The 18,437-nt window shown below is 38.8% G+C and carries 21 protein-coding genes and 1 other annotated feature (1 of these 22 cut by a window edge); all 21 genes read right to left on the bottom strand.

Annotated elements, in window-relative coordinates; translation table 11 throughout:
- Positions 1 to 37: a binding site (T-box leader), on the bottom strand; it reaches 203 nt to the left of the window's first position.
- A 49-nt stretch (positions 38 to 86) separates the two neighbouring features.
- The 21 genes from JN080_RS10840 to mraY all read right to left on the bottom strand — a co-directional run bounded on the left by JN080_RS10840 (position 87) and on the right by mraY (position 18,435).
- A complete protein-coding gene (locus JN080_RS10840; RefSeq protein WP_256236008.1) occupies positions 87 to 602 on the bottom strand; it encodes a DivIVA domain-containing protein in 516 nt (171 codons plus the stop codon).
- 87 nt (positions 603 to 689) lie between these two features.
- Positions 690 to 1,463 (bottom strand): YlmH family RNA-binding protein, encoded by a 774-nt coding sequence (locus JN080_RS10845; RefSeq protein ID WP_256236009.1) that lies wholly within the window; start codon positions 1,461 to 1,463, stop codon positions 690 to 692.
- Positions 1,464 to 1,722: 259 nt separating this feature from the next.
- Positions 1,723 to 1,986, bottom strand: coding sequence for a YggT family protein (locus tag JN080_RS10850; RefSeq protein WP_256236011.1), 264 nt, complete (start codon positions 1,984 to 1,986; stop codon positions 1,723 to 1,725).
- Positions 1,987 to 1,992: 6 nt separating this feature from the next.
- On the bottom strand, positions 1,993 to 2,430 hold the full coding sequence (locus JN080_RS10855) for a cell division protein SepF (RefSeq protein ID WP_256236012.1): 438 nt from the start codon (positions 2,428 to 2,430) through the stop codon (positions 1,993 to 1,995).
- A gap of 14 nt (positions 2,431 to 2,444) precedes the next feature.
- Complete coding sequence (locus JN080_RS10860; RefSeq protein ID WP_256236013.1) at positions 2,445 to 3,122, bottom strand: YggS family pyridoxal phosphate-dependent enzyme; 678 nt, start codon at positions 3,120 to 3,122, stop codon at positions 2,445 to 2,447.
- Entirely contained in the window at positions 3,119 to 3,949 is an 831-nt protein-coding gene (gene pgeF, locus JN080_RS10865) for a peptidoglycan editing factor PgeF (protein WP_256236014.1), read from the bottom strand. The genes JN080_RS10860 and pgeF overlap by 4 nt, the downstream gene beginning before the upstream one ends.
- A gap of 71 nt (positions 3,950 to 4,020) precedes the next feature.
- Positions 4,021 to 4,281, bottom strand: a complete 261-nt coding sequence (locus JN080_RS10870; protein ID WP_256236015.1) for a YlmC/YmxH family sporulation protein — start codon at positions 4,279 to 4,281, stop codon at positions 4,021 to 4,023.
- A gap of 96 nt (positions 4,282 to 4,377) precedes the next feature.
- On the bottom strand, positions 4,378 to 5,160 hold the full coding sequence (sigG, locus tag JN080_RS10875; RefSeq protein WP_256236016.1) for an RNA polymerase sporulation sigma factor SigG: 783 nt from the start codon (positions 5,158 to 5,160) through the stop codon (positions 4,378 to 4,380).
- 161 nt (positions 5,161 to 5,321) lie between these two features.
- Positions 5,322 to 6,041, bottom strand: coding sequence for an RNA polymerase sporulation sigma factor SigE (gene sigE / locus JN080_RS10880; protein WP_256236017.1), 720 nt, complete (start codon positions 6,039 to 6,041; stop codon positions 5,322 to 5,324).
- Between the two features lie 45 nt (positions 6,042 to 6,086).
- Positions 6,087 to 7,025 (bottom strand): sigma-E processing peptidase SpoIIGA, encoded by a 939-nt coding sequence (gene spoIIGA / locus JN080_RS10885; RefSeq protein WP_256236018.1) that lies wholly within the window; start codon positions 7,023 to 7,025, stop codon positions 6,087 to 6,089.
- A 243-nt stretch (positions 7,026 to 7,268) separates the two neighbouring features.
- Positions 7,269 to 8,411, bottom strand: coding sequence for a cell division protein FtsZ (gene ftsZ / locus JN080_RS10890; protein WP_256236019.1), 1,143 nt, complete (start codon positions 8,409 to 8,411; stop codon positions 7,269 to 7,271).
- A 48-nt stretch (positions 8,412 to 8,459) separates the two neighbouring features.
- Positions 8,460 to 9,752, bottom strand: a complete 1,293-nt coding sequence (gene ftsA / locus JN080_RS10895) for a cell division protein FtsA (protein WP_256236020.1) — start codon at positions 9,750 to 9,752, stop codon at positions 8,460 to 8,462.
- A 104-nt stretch (positions 9,753 to 9,856) separates the two neighbouring features.
- A complete protein-coding gene (locus JN080_RS10900) occupies positions 9,857 to 10,219 on the bottom strand; it encodes a small basic family protein (RefSeq protein WP_256236021.1) in 363 nt (120 codons plus the stop codon).
- Complete coding sequence (locus JN080_RS10905) at positions 10,220 to 10,957, bottom strand: DUF881 domain-containing protein (protein ID WP_256236022.1); 738 nt, start codon at positions 10,955 to 10,957, stop codon at positions 10,220 to 10,222.
- A gap of 57 nt (positions 10,958 to 11,014) precedes the next feature.
- Entirely contained in the window at positions 11,015 to 11,752 is a 738-nt protein-coding gene (locus JN080_RS10910) for a DUF881 domain-containing protein (protein ID WP_256236023.1), read from the bottom strand.
- Complete coding sequence (locus JN080_RS10915; protein ID WP_256236024.1) at positions 11,700 to 12,491, bottom strand: cell division protein FtsQ/DivIB; 792 nt, start codon at positions 12,489 to 12,491, stop codon at positions 11,700 to 11,702. The genes JN080_RS10910 and JN080_RS10915 overlap by 53 nt, the downstream gene beginning before the upstream one ends.
- Positions 12,492 to 12,666: 175 nt before the next feature.
- The gene (murB, locus tag JN080_RS10920) at positions 12,667 to 13,575 is read right to left on the bottom strand and encodes a UDP-N-acetylmuramate dehydrogenase (RefSeq protein ID WP_256236025.1); all 909 of its coding nucleotides are present in this window, start codon (positions 13,573 to 13,575) and stop codon (positions 12,667 to 12,669) included.
- A 62-nt stretch (positions 13,576 to 13,637) separates the two neighbouring features.
- The gene (gene murG, locus JN080_RS10925; RefSeq protein WP_256236026.1) at positions 13,638 to 14,741 is read right to left on the bottom strand and encodes an undecaprenyldiphospho-muramoylpentapeptide beta-N-acetylglucosaminyltransferase; all 1,104 of its coding nucleotides are present in this window, start codon (positions 14,739 to 14,741) and stop codon (positions 13,638 to 13,640) included.
- 197 nt (positions 14,742 to 14,938) lie between these two features.
- Positions 14,939 to 16,039, bottom strand: coding sequence for a stage V sporulation protein E (spoVE, locus tag JN080_RS10930; protein WP_256236027.1), 1,101 nt, complete (start codon positions 16,037 to 16,039; stop codon positions 14,939 to 14,941).
- A 68-nt stretch (positions 16,040 to 16,107) separates the two neighbouring features.
- Entirely contained in the window at positions 16,108 to 17,460 is a 1,353-nt protein-coding gene (murD, locus tag JN080_RS10935; RefSeq protein WP_256236028.1) for a UDP-N-acetylmuramoyl-L-alanine--D-glutamate ligase, read from the bottom strand.
- A complete protein-coding gene (mraY, locus tag JN080_RS10940) occupies positions 17,461 to 18,435 on the bottom strand; it encodes a phospho-N-acetylmuramoyl-pentapeptide-transferase (protein WP_256236029.1) in 975 nt (324 codons plus the stop codon).
- Positions 18,436 to 18,437 lie beyond the last annotated feature (2 nt).

Genomic DNA, 18,437 nt, shown 5'->3' on the forward strand with positions numbered 1-18,437 from the left:
TTATTAAAAATTGTACTGTCCCTTTCAACGTCAATATCCATTCAATTCTATTATTTAAAAAATTATATGCGAAATAACCAAAATCGTCAAGCTAATGAATCTTCCGTTTCCGTTGCTTTGAGTTCTGTGGAGTCAATTTCATATTCAAGTAAATGGTCCCAATCATCATTATTTAACAGATCAAGCTGTGCCTCGACAAGCATTTTAAAGCGGGTCCTAAATACTTTTGATTGCTTTTTCAATTCCTCTATTTCAAGTGCAATTTTTCTTGCCCTTGAAAGTGACTCATTCACAATCCGGTCCGCATTTTTTTCTGCTTCTTTGATGATCAGCTTTGCTTCTTTTTGTGCATTGCGTTTTACCTCTTCGCCAGCTTCCTGAGCAATCACGATCGATTTATTTAATGTTTCTTCAATATTGGTAAAATGACTTAAACGGTCTTTCATTTCAGTTAACTTTTCTTCTAATTCTTTTTTATCGCGCAGAACTAATTCATAGTCCTTAATGACTTGATCAAGAAATTCATTTACCTCATCTTCATCGTATCCTCTAAAGCCTTTATTAAATTCTTTATTGTGTATATCTAACGGCGTTAATGGCATTATGCCACCTCCATAATCATTTATCAGAAACCATATGTATATATAGACATTCGACAAAGTTCATTAAATTCCTGCAGTAAAAAGATATTATTTTTGTATACCAATTGTTATTCGCCATTTTTCTTTTTTTGTCTTTCCGTCAATTGACAAGATTTTCACCCGGCCATAGCCCCTTGTTGAAATCAAATCACCCGTTTGACATTCAAACGAAGGATTTTCAATCATCTGCCAATTGACTTTCACGAGCCCTTGCCCAATTAACACTTGCGATTTTTGCCGGGATAAATGATGAATACCTGATAGAGCAGTATCCAATCTTAATGAAGAAACCGTTATCGTATCCTCTTCATAGAGCACGTTGGATGGAATAGCTTCGTCAAGTTCCACCTTTGTTAACGAAACTGCTGCCTTCCCAATTGCCTGGATCTGTGCACAAAGATAACTATTTACATCCTCGCAGACAAAAAATTGAATACGTTTTTCTGCAAACAGGATATCACCAAACTTACCCCGCCTTAAACCAACTGACATTAATGTCCCCAACACTTGCCTGTGTTCAATTGAAATGAACTTTGTTGGGTAGTCAATTTCAAATAAGCTAATGTGAAAATCTTCTTGATTAGCTTTTTCATAGTCCCGCATCAGAATCGCTCTTTGTCTTTCTGTGTACACACCGCCACCAAAAAATTCACATTTCACATCAGAATGTTCACCAATTAACACTTTCATAATGTGCTGTTCTCGTGGATCAAGGAAATCCGTCAATTTTGGAGTATAAGTGGTGTCAACAAAGTCTCTCCAACTTAGCACCTGGTCAATAAATTCCTTTTCTTCCGGACGGAAGTGTTGATAGATATTCATGTAACTATTTCTCCTTCATAGAAAAGCGGAAGCGCCCGTTTATCGACGTATGGACTGGAGCGCACCGTATGAGATAAAGGAAACACGAAGAGCGTAAGCGCATTCGTGCTTGACTTATCGTATGGAGGTGAGCGAAGTACACTAGTCGCTGGGCGATGGAGCTAGATCAAAGTCAAAAATTATGCATCCCTATCTTTTGCATAGCAGAAATACAGAGGTGCACGCTCTATATTCAGTTTAAATATACTTCGTGAAAAAACTACACGATCCAGTTAAAGAGCTGGCCAAGTCCACTAACTGCAAATCGAAGTACGAAAATCGCGACGATTGGAGAAATATCAATCATTCCAAGCGGAGGAATAATTTTTCGGAAGGGTTCAAGATATGGCTCACAAATTCTTGAAAAAAATTGCCCAATGGCAGAATTCCTTGCATTAGGGAACCACGACATTAAGATATAAATAATTAACGCATAGTAATAGACATTAATAACATCAACTAACAAATTAAATACTGTATTCATTCTAATTTACCACCTCGTATCTTGAAAATCTTGTTCTTTAATAAGCTCAGAGATGTTGCCTGAAATTTCAACATTGTCAGGTGTACAGAGGAAAATGCTCGAGCCTACTTTTTGGATATCTCCACCGATTGCATAGACCGTACCACTCAAGAAATCGACAATTCGTTTGGCCTGATCATGCTCAATTCGCTGCAGATTGACAATAACTGCCCGACGGCTCTTTAAATGGTCCGCGATCTCCTGTGCTTCAGCATAAACGCGTGGTTCAATTAAAATGACCTTTGATGATTTTTGCACACTTTGCAAGCTGACGACATTTTGCGGTTTCACAGGTTGTTTTTGCTGTTTTACAGCAGGTTCAAGCTCTTCTTCATATTCCTCATTATGATCATCATATTCATCATCTAAAAAGAAAAATGTTTTAAATTTTGATTTTATACTCACCTTTTTATCGCCTCCTAATCATCTTCACCGACAAGGGCTGTCCCAATTCTCACCATCGTTGCACCCTCTTCAATAGCTATCGAAAAATCGTTCGACATTCCCATGGATAGCTCCTTGCAAGGGGCATAATCTAAATTCAGCGCTTGAACTTCGTCCCTAAGCTCCTTTAATTGTCGAAAACAACTCCGGAGGACACCCTGATCATTTGTGTGCGGGGCCATTGTCATTAAACCGGCAATCTGAATATTTTCTAAGCTGTGCAGCTGTTTAATAAAAGGAATCACTTCAATTGGGTCCATTCCATGCTTTGATGCCTCACCGGAAACATTCACCTGAACGAAACATTTCATTTGTTTGCTAGCACGTTTGTTAATTTCTTCGGCAAGGGACAAACGGTCTAAGGAATGGATATAATCTACTATGTTAATTATATTTTTTACCTTTCGGGTCTGTAGTGAGCCTATAAAATGCCATACAGGCTTGTCCTTAAGGACCTCCCACTTTGCAAGCAGTCCTTCATCACGATTTTCGCCAAGATCCGTAAGACCAGCTTCGAGAGCTTCCTCAGCCCTTTCGATACTTACGTACTTCGTGACGGCAATCATTCTTACATCCTCTGGGTTTCGATTTGCTTTCTGACAAGCCTCATTTATTTGTTGTTTAATTATTTCAAGGTTTACAGCAACTTTCATAAACGACAAGAATCCTCCTTCCAGCCAATAAAGCTTACCATTCTTCCTGTTCGACCTTGGTCGCGGCGATGTGAGAAAAATTCATCTTGATCACAGCTGGAGCAATACCCGGACATTGATATATTTTGTTCAGGAACCCCGGCTTTTTGCAACACCAGTCGGTTTACTTCACGTAAATCTAAACAGTATTCTGCATCTTTTACTAAATTATATGGTTTTTCTTCGACATCTACTAGTATATTTTGGACTAAATCGATAACACGTTTATCTACAATATAACATTTTTTACAAATTGAAGGGCCAATTGAGACAAAAATATGTTCAGGAAGAATTCCTTCCATCCCCCAAAGCCCAATCATTTTTGCTGCGATTTGTTTGACAGTCCCTTTCCAGCCTGCGTGGGCAGCTCCAATCATTCCTTGTTCTGGAGCTATAAATAAAAGAGGGACACAATCTGCATAGCATAATGTTAACAATATTCCTTTTTCATCCGTATAAAAACCATCCGTTCCCTGAAAGGAAGTATCGTAACGGTTGGAGCCCCTTCCCCTGTCTGCTCTCGTAACTTTCCTAATCTGATTATCATGGGTCTGTTCTGCTCCTACCCAATTGTTTAACGGGAAATTTAAATCTTCTGCCACTTTGTTTCGGTTTGCGCAAACAGCGGAAAGGTAATCTCCAACATGAAAGCCAAGATTAAGACTAGTAAATTCGTCTTGGCTGTATCCATCCATTTTCGTCGTAATTCCGGCGACTAAATTCGCAAATTGATCCGTCCAATTTTTTATAAAAAAATGGGACTTCTTTTGTAATACAAACGGCTCCATTTATCTACCTCTTCATGTTTTCCTCTAGTCTACCATAATTTACGAAAAAATGGTTATTGTCATATACAACGTTAATCATCCGTTGGTTCTTGACCAATCCCATTGTACTTAACTAAAATGACGTCTTCACCAATCTTAAGAATGTTTCGCCAAGGAAGGACGATATCTTCATCCTTACCAAAAAAGCCGAGCACTCTTCCACTTCTTGAAATAACAATGGCTTCAATTTTTCCGGTTGTCAAATTAATATCAATATCACCAATATTTCCAAGCTTCTTCCCATCTGATACATTTACAACATCTTTTATTTGAAATTCAGATATTTTTACCATTGGTAACCTCCAGAAATATTTACTATTGAAAATATATGATGCCTTCTCTTTAAAAACACCTTTATCAAAAAAATAAAGCTGCCCTTTAGGGCAGCTTTAGCTTTGGATATTCTTATTCATTTGTCTAATGGCTGCTTTTTCAAGTCTTGAAACTTGAGCTTGAGAAATACCGATTTCATCCGCGACTTCCATTTGCGTTTTTCCTTGAAAAAATCGTTTTCGGAGAATTAGCTTTTCTCGGTCATTTAATCTTCGCATACCCTCTTTTAATGCTAACTCCTCGATCCAATGTGTGTCTTTATTTCGTTCATCACTTAATTGATCCATTACATAAATCGGATCGCCCCCATCGTTGTATATGGGTTCAAATAAAGAGACAGGGTCCTGAATGGCATCAAGTGCAAAGACAATTTCTTCATGTGGAACATCTAAGACCTTAGCGATTTCTTCGGCAGTCGGTTCACGTGATGTTTCACTCATTAACCGTTCTCTGACCTGCAATGCCTTATAGGCAATATCACGCAGTGACCGTGATACGCGGATCGGATTATTATCACGCAAGTATCTCCTAATTTCTCCAATAATCATCGGTACAGCATAAGTAGAAAACTTTACATTTTGACCTAAATCAAAATTATCAATCGATTTCATAAGTCCGATACAGCCAACCTGGAACAGGTCATCAACAAACTCGCCGCGATTGTTAAATCGTTGGATGACACTCAAAACGAGTCTCAGGTTTCCGTTGACTAGTTTCTCGCGGGCATTAGTATCGTCGCCCGCTTGCATTTGCTTGAAGAGTAATCTCATTTCTTCGTTCTTTAAAACAGGAAGTTTTGATGTATCGACACCGCAAATTTCAACTTTATTTCGAGTCAATCTTTTTTCCCTCCTCATAGGAGTTGCTGTACAAAAAACAGTATCTCCTTGAGAAGGAAAAATATGCACTTGTCCTTCCCGGATAAAGCCCCGGGAAATTATAAAAAAAGGTATTATTTCCTAGTACATTGCTATTTTTATTTTAAAAAAATATTTTTTCATTAGACCATTTTATTAAACTCCTTACGAAGTCTTTTAATGATTCTTTTTTCTAGTCTCGAAATATATGATTGTGAAATACCAAGCATATCGGCAACATCCTTCTGGGTCTTTTCCTCACCATTCGCTAGACCGAAACGCAGCTCCATTATTTGTTTTTCACGATCTGATAATTGGTGTAATGCTTTTGTTAGAAGCTTTCGGTCAACATTTGCCTCAAGATCCTTCGTAATGATATCCTCATCTGTTCCAAGTACATCAGATAACAAAAGTTCATTTCCATCCCAATCAATATTTAGCGGTTCGTCAAAGGATACCTCTGAGCGAATCTTGTTGTTTCTTCGCAAATACATGAGTATTTCGTTCTCAATACATCTTGAAGCATATGTAGCTAGCTTAATTTTCTTTTCCGGGTTAAAGGTATTGACCGCTTTAATGAGACCAATTGTACCAATACTAATCAAGTCTTCAATATTAATTCCAGTATTTTCAAACTTTCTCGCAATATAAACGACTAATCTTAAATTTCGTTCAATTAAGATTGATCGGGCAGCCTTATCACCACTGGGAAGTTTTTTTAATAAAATTTCTTCTTCATCTTTACTTAAAGGAGGCGGCAATGCTTCACTTCCGCCAATATAAAAAACTTCATCGGTTTTAATACCAAGCTTTATAAGGATTTTGTACCAAAAGTAAGATAAGTGAAGCCGCCATTTTTTCATGAATGTTCCTCCTTCTAAATTAGGTTTTTCGTGAGTATAGTAATATTAGCTTACCTTCTCTGTATCATTGCTGCGACGCGGCCCTGTCAGCATCTTGGGATGGACAATACAATCAAAAGAATTATCGGCAGAAAGCTGCTGCATGGTAAAAGACACAAGTCCTTTTTCACATAGATAGTGGTCATCCTCCTTGGTAATGAGAATCTGGTCAGGCTTAATAGCTGCAATAAGCTGCCTTTCTTGTCCTACAACACTATAAGGGACTACTCTTAGCCTGTTCTGCCATTCAGACGGAATCTCTAAACTGCCCATGATTACTGCTTCTGAATCACCAGCAAGTGTTTTTATCGGCTCTGCGACTGTTTCTAGTTTATTTTTGATTGATACAAACATGACAGGCATTTTTGACAGCGGGTCATATAACTGGTTCCCACTATCAACTAATCCTTTAAAAATGAGGACATCTTCATTGATCGTAACGGTTACATCTACAATTTGCTCAAATTGTATTTTTACCATTTCCAGACTCTCTACATTTGATTTCGAGAAATGCCAGGCCACAGGAAATCCGAGTAACACAAACAACCAACTAATAGGATCACCAAATCCTTTAACAGTCGAAAGTATAACCCTCGTTGTCAATTGGGAATCATATTGAATAAAATAATGAGCCCCAATAAGTGCACCCCCAAGTAGAAAGGTGGCCAAATAAAGTGTCATTAATCCTTTGAAAAAGAAACGCCATCTTTGGTAGCCGAAAACGGTAAGAATCATTAAGACCGAACAAATAAACTTTGCAATCGGATGGTTAGTCATACTGCTAAAAGGTGTAAATGCGAGTATAACGATCATTGACCCAATAAATCCTCCCGCAAACAGCCTCCATATTCGGATTGTTCGTTTTAGAAACAGGGCTGTTAAATAAAGGAGAAGGCTATCAAATAAAAAGTTCAACAACCAAATGACATCCAAATAAATAGTCATATCAAAAGCTTCCTCCACTTTACGAAACTGCCAATTATCTTATCTCCATTGAACTTTATCACCAATTTTCTATTCTGTTTAGGGAAAAGTATATCGTATATATGGCGCTGATACTGTCATTTTCTGTTAACAAAATCACGGAAATTTATTCGGATTTTGTCTTTTAATTTTGGTTCTAATAATCGAAAAGGCACAGCCCCGATTCGGAGCTATGCCTTTATCAAATTCTTATATAATGTTTAATTAACGACGCCGATTTCTGTTTCGAAGGAAGGTTGGGATGTCCAAAGCATCTTCCTGGGATGCAGACGACGATGTGCGCTGTTGTTGTTGTTCTTGCTGTGGTTCTTCTCGTTTTGGCTCTCTTTTAATTGCACCAATATTGGATTTGGCCTGACCAAATGCTGGTCTTGTGATTTTAGGCTGTGACACATCTTCTCTAAAACCAGTAGCAATTACAGTTACAATGATTTCATCCTTAAGGCCTTCATTAATAACGGAACCAAAAATCATGTTTACCTCTTGGTCAGATGCAGACGCAACAATATCCGCGGCCTCCTGAACTTCGTATAGGCTTAAATTCATTCCGCCGGTAATATTCATTAAGATCCCTTGGGCACCGTCAATAGAGGTTTCCAATAAAGGTGAACTAACGGCTTTCTTCGCTGCTTCAACAGCACGATTTTCACCAGAGGCAACACCGATTCCCATCAATGCAGAACCTTTACTTGACATGATTGTTTTGACATCAGCAAAATCCAAGTTAATTAGACCTGGAGTAGCAATTAAGTCAGAAATACCCTGCACCCCTTGACGGAGAACATTATCCGCTTCACGGAATGCTTCAAGCATTGGAGTGCTTTTATCAACAATTTCCAGTAAGCGGTCATTTGGAATGACAATCAACGTATCAACTGCCTCTTTCATTGATCCAATTCCACCAGAGGCTTGATTGGCACGTTTTTTTCCTTCAAATGTGAACGGGCGTGTTACAACCCCAACTGTTAATGCCCCAAGATCACGGGCAATTTGAGCAATTACGGGCGCAGCTCCGGTTCCTGTTCCACCGCCCATTCCAGCTGTAACGAATACCATATCAGCACCATTTAATGCTGCTTCAAGTTGTTCTTTACTCTCTTCTGCTGCTTTTTTCCCAACTTCAGGATTCGCTCCAGCTCCAAGACCTCGGGTCAATTTGGCACCAATCTGCATCTTGACTTCAGCCTTAGATAGGTTTAATGCTTGAGCATCTGTATTGACTGCGATGAACTCAACACCTTGAACGCCATGTTCGATCATTCGGTTCACCGCATTATTTCCACCACCGCCAACCCCGATGACTTTTATGGTAGCAAGAGAATCTAAATTCGTATCAAACTCTAACATGACAAATCCTCCTAATTCATCGATCGTCCTGTACGCTCTTTTTGATAATTATTCGAAAAAGGTACTAAGGAATTTTTTTACTTTCGATGACATTTTTTCTTCCGGATGTTTTTCTGGCTTAGCTTTAGGTTGCTGATGCTGCTTAGGAACCCGTTTTTCTACCGGTTCCGAAACAGTAACAGGTGATGGTTCCAAGGAGTGCCCCCCTGGTAATCTAGCATTCTTGTAGGCATGTTTAATCAATCCTACTGCTGTTGTATATTGTGGTTCTCTAACACCAATATAGTCAGGAGCTGCTATACGGACTCTGGCTTGCAAAATCTCCTCGGCAAGTTCAAGTACCCCTTGCATATTAGCAACGCCACCAGTTAAAACATACCCTCCTGGTAAATCACGAATACCTAATCGTTTCATTTCTTGGGCAACTAATTCAAAAATTTCTTCCATTCTTGCTTCAATAATATCAGAAATCTCTAGTTGGTTAAATTGCTGATGCTGATCACTTCCAATAATTGGAACACTAAATACTTCATCTTCAGATGCATCATCATAAAAAGCATGTCCATGCTTTATTTTTATTTTTTCAGCATCCTCAGTTGAGGTCCGAAGACCAATCGAAATATCCTTTGTTATGTGGTCACCGCCTACTGGGATAACGCTCGTGGCCTTTAACTGTCCATGTTCAAAATAAGCAATTGTGGATGACCCGCCGCCTAAATCAAGAAGAGTAACCCCTAGATTTTTCTCATCCTTCGATAATGCAAAAGAACCTACTGCAAGCGGCTGGAGAGCTATATCCAAAATCTCCAAGCCCGCTCGCTCTACACATCGGAGTGTATTATGTAGTATTGTTTTAGAACTAGTAATAATTGTTCCTTCCATTTCCAAACGGACGCCAATCATTCCGCGCGGGTCATTTATTTCATCAAGTCCATCAACAATATATTGTTTAGCAACAACACCGATAATTTCTCTTTCCGGTGGAATTGAGACAACTTGTGCAGCTTCAATGACTCGGGTGACATCTTCATTTGTAATTTCCCGGTTTTGACTTGAAACAGCTACCACACCATGACAGGGCTGAAGTGTAACGTGGATACCAGGTATTCCTACAATAACCTGGCTAATATCCATTCCAATCATTCGTTCAGCCTGCTCAATCGCTTTTTTAATTGAATGAACGGTTTCATCTATATCAACAATAGACCCTTTTCTTAATCCTTCTGACTTGACATTACCAACGCCAATAATATTTAATGTGTCATTGACCATTTCTCCAATGATTACTTTTACACTGGACGTACCGATGTCAAGACTAACATAAATTTCATTGCTGTTCATTCTTTGGCACCTCCTTTAACATTCCTTAAAAGGAACAACAATTCACGTTCTACGCTTATCCTATAAAAATATTCGTCACAACTAAATGATTCCCTTTAAAAAAATTACTTTTTTTCTAATTTTTCTTTGTTTGTTGACCATTTTGTCAATAATATACGTCTGATCACGGCAATATTTTGAAATAATCTGACTCCAAATGCAAAAACTGCCGCCAAGTACAAGTCTACACCAAGATGAACGCCTAGAAAAGCTAAACTTGCTGCAAGTCCAATATTAAAAAAGAATCCTGAAACAAAAACCTTTTCATCATAAATATTTTGCAACTGTGCCCTAATTCCTCCGAATAATGTATCAAAGGCAGCCAGTACGGCAATCGATAAATAATTGGAATATTCTTCTGGTACTCTAATATCGGTTAGTAGTCCGAGGATGATTCCAACAATCAACCCCACGATTGGAAGCCACATTTAAGAACTGCCTCCTTTTCCAGCTTTCACAGGAGCCATAAAACGGATATGTAATGGATTATCATAGGCGGGAACTGTCACATTTTCATTTGGTGGAGATATTGTCAGCCGCAAATTATCAATAAAAAATTCCTCTGTTGATTTTGACCCTTTCATCCGGTTATATAACTTGTCTGCTATTTGCTTATTATCTGCAATCACTCTAACCTCAAGGGGAAGACCTTTGATTGAGTGCCCATCAATCTTCGTTTCAGAATTAATGTCACGAATGACCGTTGTATTAATGACCCGTTGTCCATCAATCGAAACATATTTTGCTTCATACATATTTAGATCATTTAAAAGTCTCTTTAAAAGATCTGGGGAAATAATCTTTGTCACTGGCTCCCCCAGTTTTATGTTTTCGTAGACAGGTTCTATTTTAAGAATGATTCCCGGCCCTGTTACAGGAGTCAACCCCGCCCCCACTTTAAGTTCCTGTAAAGTTTTTCTTAGCGTTTCCTCTTTACTTTGCTTTTTTTTCGATTCATATGAAGCTATTTTTTCATCGTTTGAACGGATTTCCTTCAACAAATTTGTCTGCAATTCTTTTTCCTTCAACAGTGCCTCACGCAGCTGCCATATATCCCTTGTATCCCTTTCAACTGGTTTTTTCACAGTTTGAAATTGCACGGCTATCATAAACCCGATGATAACTGCTATGGCAACAAAGCTAAATCTTTTCTTTTGTTTGTCCACTTTTCCCCCCTGCCTTACCTTATCCTTTTTCCTATTGTGGACGCGAGCATGCCTTCATTAACCTCCCAGAATGGGATCTAAAACAATAGCGTCTTTCTTTTCAAGCGTAAAGACGATATTATCGTTTACCAATTGGTCTTTAACTCCACCTGTAAGGTTTAATGCAGCAGATAATGTATCCGGGTCACCAATTGCTGTAACAATAAAAGGAGCGGGGAATTCATTTCCATCTACTGTAATTACCGGTCCATTACAAACTATATAAGAACGGCTTGATAATCTTTGTCCATTAATGGCTACAGCCGAAGCTCCTGAAATATAGAGTTCATTCACTACTTTAAAAACATGCATCTCGTGAACAAGATAATTGTTTACATTTGGATCCTTTGAATCATAAGCTCCATCAGCTAAGGTAACTTTCACACCTTTTCCCTGGACCTTTACTTGACCTAAAAACATCCGATACTTTTCTGCATCATCGGCAAGGTTATAGAAAACCTGAGCTTCCTTTGAAAGCTCCTGTTCATTTTCAAGAACCTTTCCCTGCTTTTGATTCAATTCCTTTTGGAGTTTTTGATTGGTCTCTTCTTGGTTAATAAGTTGATTTCTAAGTGCGATTGTCTTTTCCCATTGTTTATCAGATAGTTTATATGCTGTTGATTCATTTTCCTTCTGATTTAAATGATAAGAAAAAGCCAGCATATACCCAAGAACAAGGCAAACAAAGGATAGAACAACATACTTACCTTGTACTCTTATCTTTTTCAACTGGCTCCTCCCCTTTTGCTGGTTCATACGCTTTAAAATACGAGCCTACTTCTAAATCAATAATGCCTTTTTTATTGGGATCTAATTGACTTATTATCGAAGGGTAATGTGCCATTTTTCCAGAAAAGCTTTTAATTGTAGCACTCACTTCAAAACCATCATTCATGTATAAGGTTATATGGTAATGATCCGTTTTCCTGGGTGCGTAATGAATTTCAGAAACGGAATTAAGGACAACATTTGGTAATTTTCCCATCTCCACTAATAATTCGTTGAGAACTGCCCCTTCTTTAAAGCCCATTAAAATCGGTGCATTGATCGGTACTTTACCAGTTTTTCTATTTTCCAAAATTGTCCCGTTTTCCAAAACTGGACAATAAAAAGAATTCTTCTTTAAGTAAGCAAGTTTTTTATGTTCTGTTATCTGGATCACAACCGAATTTAACCATTTCACCTTCACATCAACGTTTTTGATTTCTGGCAGCTGCTCAAGACTTGCTGAAATTGCCTGTTTCTTTACCGTCCAAATATTTGTTTTAGTAGAAAGACCTGTCTTCTGAATAATTTCTTGACTGGAATAAAATTCATTTCCTTTTACAGTTATAATCTTTATTCGGCTTAATGGTGATTGAATATAGGCAACAACAACGATAAGAGCAAAAAATAAGAAAAGAAGAAAAATCAGCCTTCTGTTTGCCTTTTTGCGTCTTTCCTGTTTTAGCTTTGGAATTCGATCCTCAAGGGAAACAACATTTTTATTTTCCATATTTCCCCTCCCATCACTGCTTGTCCATGAATTTTATACCAATTAGGGGTATTTCTTATCAACCGAAAACAACGGCACGAATCATCATGCCGTCATTCAACTTTACCTGCTTTATTATCATTTGATAATGAGTAATTATACCACATTATTGGTAATTAGTGAGATTTATTTCCGGCTATTTTCTGCCGATAACTTCCACTTCGGTTTCCATCTTTATTTGATACAAATCATAAATGGTATCCTTTACATGTTGAATAACCGCCAGCACGTCTTTTGCTGTGGCATTTCCAGAATTAACGATGAAGTTTCCATGCAATTCCGAAATCTTGGCTCCGCCAATTGAGAAGCCCTTTAATCCGGCATCCTCAATCAGCCTGCCCGCATAATTTGGAAGAGGGTTACGAAAGATACTTCCTGCACATGGATAATTCCAAGGCTGCGTTTCTTTCCGATAATCTTTATTTTTTTGCATTGACGCGACAATTTCCGCCCGATCGCCTTCGACCAACTTGAAAATCGCTTCTACCACAATGCCCGGACGCTTCTTTTGCAGGATTGAAGTTCGATAAGAAAAGTCCATTTCCTCGTTCGACAGCCATTCTATCTTTCCATCTTCAAACAAGATATGTGCCTTTGTTAAAATTCTACTGATATCCGACCCATGCGCACCGGCATTCATATAAACGGCTCCGCCAACTGATCCTGGAATTCCGCTAGCAAATTCCAGTCCTGATAAGCCTTTTTTACTGATCATTGTTGCTAGACTTACGAGTGAATAGCCGCTGCCAACTTTAATTTCATTCCCGTTTATTTCAACTCCACCTAATTCTGCGCCTAAACGAATGACCGCACCATCGATCCCTTTATCTGAAACCAGCAGGTTTGAACCTCTTCCAATTGCTCTCCAGCTAAGATTGTGAGCTTGGACAATTTCCATAACCTTTTCTAAGCTTTCGATTGAGGAGGGTTCAATAAGCAAATCTGCTGGTCCGCCGATTTTAATTGTCGTATACAGGGATAAGGGTTCATTTTCCTTAACCTTGCCAATCTTAAATGCTTGTAATTCTTTTATTATTTCCTCCATAGTAACCTCCCTATCTTACTAAACGTGAGTTAATGTTAATTTATGCTTGAAAAATAATTGGGCTACTGTCGTTTTTCGTTTATTAGTTGTTTTATAACCTCAAAAAGTCTTTGTGCGGAATCAGGAACACCCATTTTTTTAGCTTTTGTTTTCATTCCGGCAAGTTTATCTTTGTCCAGTAAAATCATGTCAATATGCTTTACAAGGCTTTTAGAATTCAAATCTTCTTCCAGCAGCAGCTCAGCTGCACCATGGTCACTTAAAGAACGCGCATTCTTTTCCTGATGATTGTTTGTTACATACGGACTTGGAACTAGTATGCTTGGGATCCCAAGTGAAGTTAATTCAGCAAGTGTCGTTGCCCCTGCTCTCGAAACAACTAAATCAATACCTGCCAGAACTTCCGGCATATTATGGATAAATGGTTTAATAATAACATTGGGTGGATTTCCAACGAGCTCAGCTTCTTTTTCTACAGCTTCAAAATGAACATCGCCAGTTACATAGAGAACCTGATACGGTTTTTTGCTAAAGTCCGATAATGATTTTACAACTGCTTCATTGATTGGCCTTGCACCCCGGCTTCCTCCAAAAATTAACACAGTCGGAACCGTCGTACTTAATCCAACCGATAGCCGACCGCGAATTCCATCCTTCCCAAGTACCTCTGTTGCTCGGGGATTACCTGTAAAGACAACTTTACTTTTAGGAAAATAATCCTCTGCTTCTTCAAAGCAGACCGCAATTTTATTTACATAACGGCTCAAAAATTTGTTGGTTAAACCAGGAACACTATTCTGTTCATGAACGATCGTCGGGATTTTTAGCTTAGACGCTGCATAAACAACCGGTCCACAAACATAGCCGCCGGTGCCGATCACAACATCAGCTTTAAATTCCCTCAATATTTTCTTGCTGTCCCTTACCCCTTTAAAAAACCGATAAACGGTTTTTACGTTATCAAATGAAAGCTTTCGCTTAAAGCCTGTTATATGTATAGATTTGAAAGGGATATTTTCTCTTGGGACCAGTGTACTCTCTAAACCACTTTTCGTGCCAATATATAAAAATTCAGCATCGGTTGTTTTTTTTTGAATTTCCCTGATAAGGGCAAGTGCGGGATAGATATGTCCACCAGTTCCGCCGCCGCTAATCACTATTTTCATGCTAACCACTCCATTAAAGAATTACAGACTTAACCAACCCATTCTACTATAAAATATAAGAAAAAAACGGATCTGAAAAAAGATTGTTAGAGAAATGTAATAATGCGTAATCCATTTTAGAATATCCTATTTGATCTTTAAAACAAAAAGAACCCTGTTTGGAACAGGGTAGTGCTTAAAATAGAAAATTTATATCTCTAATATCGGGCATATCTGCTTATGTTAAGAAGAACACCGATTGCCATGAGCATTAAGGTTAGTGAAGATCCGCCATAGCTTAAAAACGGCAAGGTAATTCCCGTTACCGGCATTAATCCGGTGACAACCCCAATGTTTATCATCACCTGGATTGCAACCATAGCAATAATCCCTACTGCCAGAAAGCTGCCATATAAATCAGGGGCCCCGAGAGCAATCCTTATTCCTCTCCATAACAATAACGCAAATAACAGTAAAACGAAGGATCCACCGATAAAACCTAGTTCTTCGGAAAGAATCGCAAAAATAAAGTCAGTTTGCGGCTCAGGAAGATAGAAAAACTTTTGTCTGCTTTCCCCTAATCCGAGTCCAAATAGCCCTCCTGGCCCAATTGCATATAAAGATTGGATGATTTGAAAGCCGCTTCCAAGCGGGTCTGACCAAGGATCCAAGAAAGATGTAATCCTTTTTATCCGATACGGTGCTGAAATAATTAAACCGACAAAACCAGCAACACCCAATAATCCTAATGCAGCAAAATGGCTGATCCGTGCACCTGCTATGAAAATCATCACAATACAGGTCCCCATCATTACCGTACCTGTTCCTAGGTCCGGCTGCAGCATAATCAGCGCAAATGCAGCAAAAGCTAATCCTAATGATGGGAGAAGTCCTTTCGTAAAGGACGTGATAACTTTTTGTCTTTCCGATAAATATTTAGCTAAGAACGCAATCATCGCCAATTTCATAAATTCAGACGGCTGAATTGAAAAAGCACCTACACCGATCCAGCTCCGCGACCCATTCCGGACATTTCCGACACCTGGAATCAGGACCAGAACCAATAAGACAAAACAAACAAGTAAGATGGTTTTTGCATGTGTTCGCCATGTCCAGTAATTGACATTCATGATAAAAAACATGGCAGCAATCCCTACAACAGCAAACAGTATTTGTCTTTTGGCAAAAAAGAAGGAATCATTAAACTTATATTCCGCCCATACTGCACTCGCACTGTAAACCATGATAAGTCCCACTGTCAGGAGTGTAAGTGTTACAATTAATAAAATATAATCAGGAGTCGTTCTCTTTGTCGGCACAGATACCACACCTCGAAGACGCAAGTATTAGGGCCCGAAGACATGTCGAATCCGCTAAAGACAAGCCCTTACTTAAGCTTATGCACAGCCTCAATAAAAATGTCTCCCCTGACTTCAAAAGTTTTATATTGATCCCAGCTTGCACAGGCAGGTGACAACAGTATAACGTCTCCTGCTTCAGATATTTGGTATGCAACTGGAACAGCTTTGTCAACATTATCGACACGGATCATTTGTTTTATTCCTGCATCCTTACCCACTCGCTCTATTTTAGGAGCTGTTTGACCAAAGGTAAGTAACGCCTTCACATTTTTCAAATAGGGTATAAGATCGTCAAACTCATTTCCGCGATCCAATCCGCCAGCAAGAAGAATTACAGGCTGTTTGAATGCAGCTAACGCGTTAACGGTCGCTAATATATTTGTAGCTTTCGAATCGTTATAAAACTTTCTACCGGAAATTTCTGTGACATACTGCAAACGGTGCTTAACCCCTGTAAATGTTCGCAGCACCTCATTAATGGCTTTATTTTCTACCCCTGAGAGCTTGGCAGCTGCCATTGCCGATAAAATATTCTCAAGATTATGTGCCCCTGGAAGGGCAATATCAGCAATTCGCATAACCTTTTCACCATTAAAACAAACCCAGCCATCACTTACATATGCCCCTTCATCCAATTCATTTTTTGCAGAGAAAGGAATAATCTTTGCCTTCGACTGACGGGCAATATTCATTACATCCGGCTGTTCCGCATTCACGATTAAGTAATCAGCAAAAGTTTGGTTTTTCGTGATATTTGCTTTCGCCGCGATGTATTCCTTTCTTGTACCATGATAATCTAAATGGGCCTCATAAAGGTTCGTAATAATGGCAATGTTAGGTTTAAACGTATCAATCCCCATTAACTGGAAAGAAGACAATTCAATCACAATTGTATTTTCCTTTGTTGCCTTTTGGGCCACACCTGAAGCAACCTTACCGATATTCCCAGCAATTAGTGGCTGCTTCTTTCCCGTGTTTAACATTTCATAAACCAAAGTAGTCGTTGTTGTTTTTCCATTAGTACCCGTGATCCCAATAAAAGGAGCTTCGGAAATTTGATAGGCCAGCTCAACCTCGGTAATAACGGGAATTTCCTTTTCAAGTGCCCCTTTGATTATTGGATTGGTATAAGGAATACCCGGGTTTTTGACAATCAATTCAAACCCTTCCTCTAGAAGCTCAATTGGATGGTCCCCGCAAATTACTTTGATTCCATGCTCAAGAAGTCCTTGGGCCTCAGGATTTTCCGATAAAGGCTTTTTATCATTCACAGTCACAAATGCACCTAGCTGATGCAATAGTGCCGCAGCGGTCACACCGCTTTTGGCCAAACCAAGAACAAGAATTTTTTTATGATGATACGTTTTAATCTGTTTCAATTACAACCACACCTCGATATAAATTCCGATAATTGCAAATAATAGTCCAACACTCCAGAAGGTTACAACAACTCTCCATTCCGACCAGCCGGATAGCTCATAATGATGATGTAATGGGCTCATCCGAAAAATTCGCTTCCCAGTTGTTTTAAAAGAGATGACTTGTAGAATAACGGATAAGGTTTCAAGAACAAATACCCCGCCAATGATAATTAATAAAATTTCCAGCTTCGTTAATATGGCAATTGTTGCAATCGCACCACCTAGGGCCAATGAGCCCGTATCCCCCATAAAAACCTTTGCTGGATGGGCGTTAAAGACAAGGAAGCCCAGCACAGCTCCAACTACGGCAACCGAGAAAATGGCGACTTCAAATTGTGATTGGTTCCATGCTAACACTGCATAAGCCCCAAATGCAATTGCAGCGGTGCCTGACACTAAACCATCAAGTCCATCTGTTAAATTAACAGCATTCGAAAATCCAACAAGCCAGAAAATAATAAAGAAAACGAAAAACCAGCCAAGATCAACGGAGTAATCCGTAAATGGCAAACGGATGTCTGTTGAAAAATTATTATGTTTATAGATCATATAAAAAATAGCTGAAATGATAATCTGTCCCAGCAGCTTTTGCCTGGAAGTCAATCCTAAATTTCTCTTTAACACCACTTTTATAAAGTCATCAAGAAAACCTAATAGACCAAATCCTACGGTTACAAATAACAGTAAAAAAGTTTTTACTGTTGGTTCACCAAATTTTCCATTCATGACAAGAGTTGTAATCACAATTGCAAATAAAATCATCACTCCGCCCATTGTTGGAGTCCCAGACTTTTTCTGATGTGACTTTGGACCCTCTTCGCGAATGCTTTGTCCAAATTTCAACCTTCTTAAAAAGGGAATAAAAACTGGAGAAAGTAAGACAGTGATTAGAAAAGCTAGGATTATTGTGAAAAAGATAACTTGCTCCAGCATTT

The organism is Bacillus sp. EB600 (genome assembly GCF_024494385.1).
Taxonomy (GTDB): domain Bacteria; phylum Bacillota; class Bacilli; order Bacillales; family Cytobacillaceae; genus JAEVLT01.

Coding starts and splice junctions, on each gene's coding strand:
- JN080_RS10910 (WP_256236023.1), bottom strand. CDS start 11,752: ATGAACCAGCAAAAGGGGAGGAGCCAGTTGAAAAAGATAAGAGTACAA.
- spoIIGA (WP_256236018.1), bottom strand. CDS start 7,025: ATGACTATTTATTTGGATGTCATTTGGTTGTTGAACTTTTTATTTGAT.
- pgeF (WP_256236014.1), bottom strand. CDS start 3,949: ATGGAGCCGTTTGTATTACAAAAGAAGTCCCATTTTTTTATAAAAAAT.
- JN080_RS10845 (WP_256236009.1), bottom strand. CDS start 1,463: ATGAATATCTATCAACACTTCCGTCCGGAAGAAAAGGAATTTATTGAC.
- JN080_RS10840 (WP_256236008.1), bottom strand. CDS start 602: ATGCCATTAACGCCGTTAGATATACACAATAAAGAATTTAATAAAGGC.
- ftsA (WP_256236020.1), bottom strand. CDS start 9,752: ATGAACAGCAATGAAATTTATGTTAGTCTTGACATCGGTACGTCCAGT.
- JN080_RS10860 (WP_256236013.1), bottom strand. CDS start 3,122: ATGAAAGTTGCTGTAAACCTTGAAATAATTAAACAACAAATAAATGAG.
- murB (WP_256236025.1), bottom strand. CDS start 13,575: ATGGAGGAAATAATAAAAGAATTACAAGCATTTAAGATTGGCAAGGTT.
- JN080_RS10870 (WP_256236015.1), bottom strand. CDS start 4,281: ATGGTAAAAATATCTGAATTTCAAATAAAAGATGTTGTAAATGTATCA.
- murG (WP_256236026.1), bottom strand. CDS start 14,741: ATGAAAATAGTGATTAGCGGCGGCGGAACTGGTGGACATATCTATCCC.
- ftsZ (WP_256236019.1), bottom strand. CDS start 8,411: ATGTTAGAGTTTGATACGAATTTAGATTCTCTTGCTACCATAAAAGTC.
- JN080_RS10850 (WP_256236011.1), bottom strand. CDS start 1,986: ATGAATACAGTATTTAATTTGTTAGTTGATGTTATTAATGTCTATTAC.
- mraY (WP_256236029.1), bottom strand. CDS start 18,435: ATGCTGGAGCAAGTTATCTTTTTCACAATAATCCTAGCTTTTCTAATC.
- JN080_RS10900 (WP_256236021.1), bottom strand. CDS start 10,219: ATGTGGCTTCCAATCGTGGGGTTGATTGTTGGAATCATCCTCGGACTA.
- JN080_RS10915 (WP_256236024.1), bottom strand. CDS start 12,491: ATGGAAAATAAAAATGTTGTTTCCCTTGAGGATCGAATTCCAAAGCTA.
- sigE (WP_256236017.1), bottom strand. CDS start 6,041: ATGAAAAAATGGCGGCTTCACTTATCTTACTTTTGGTACAAAATCCTT.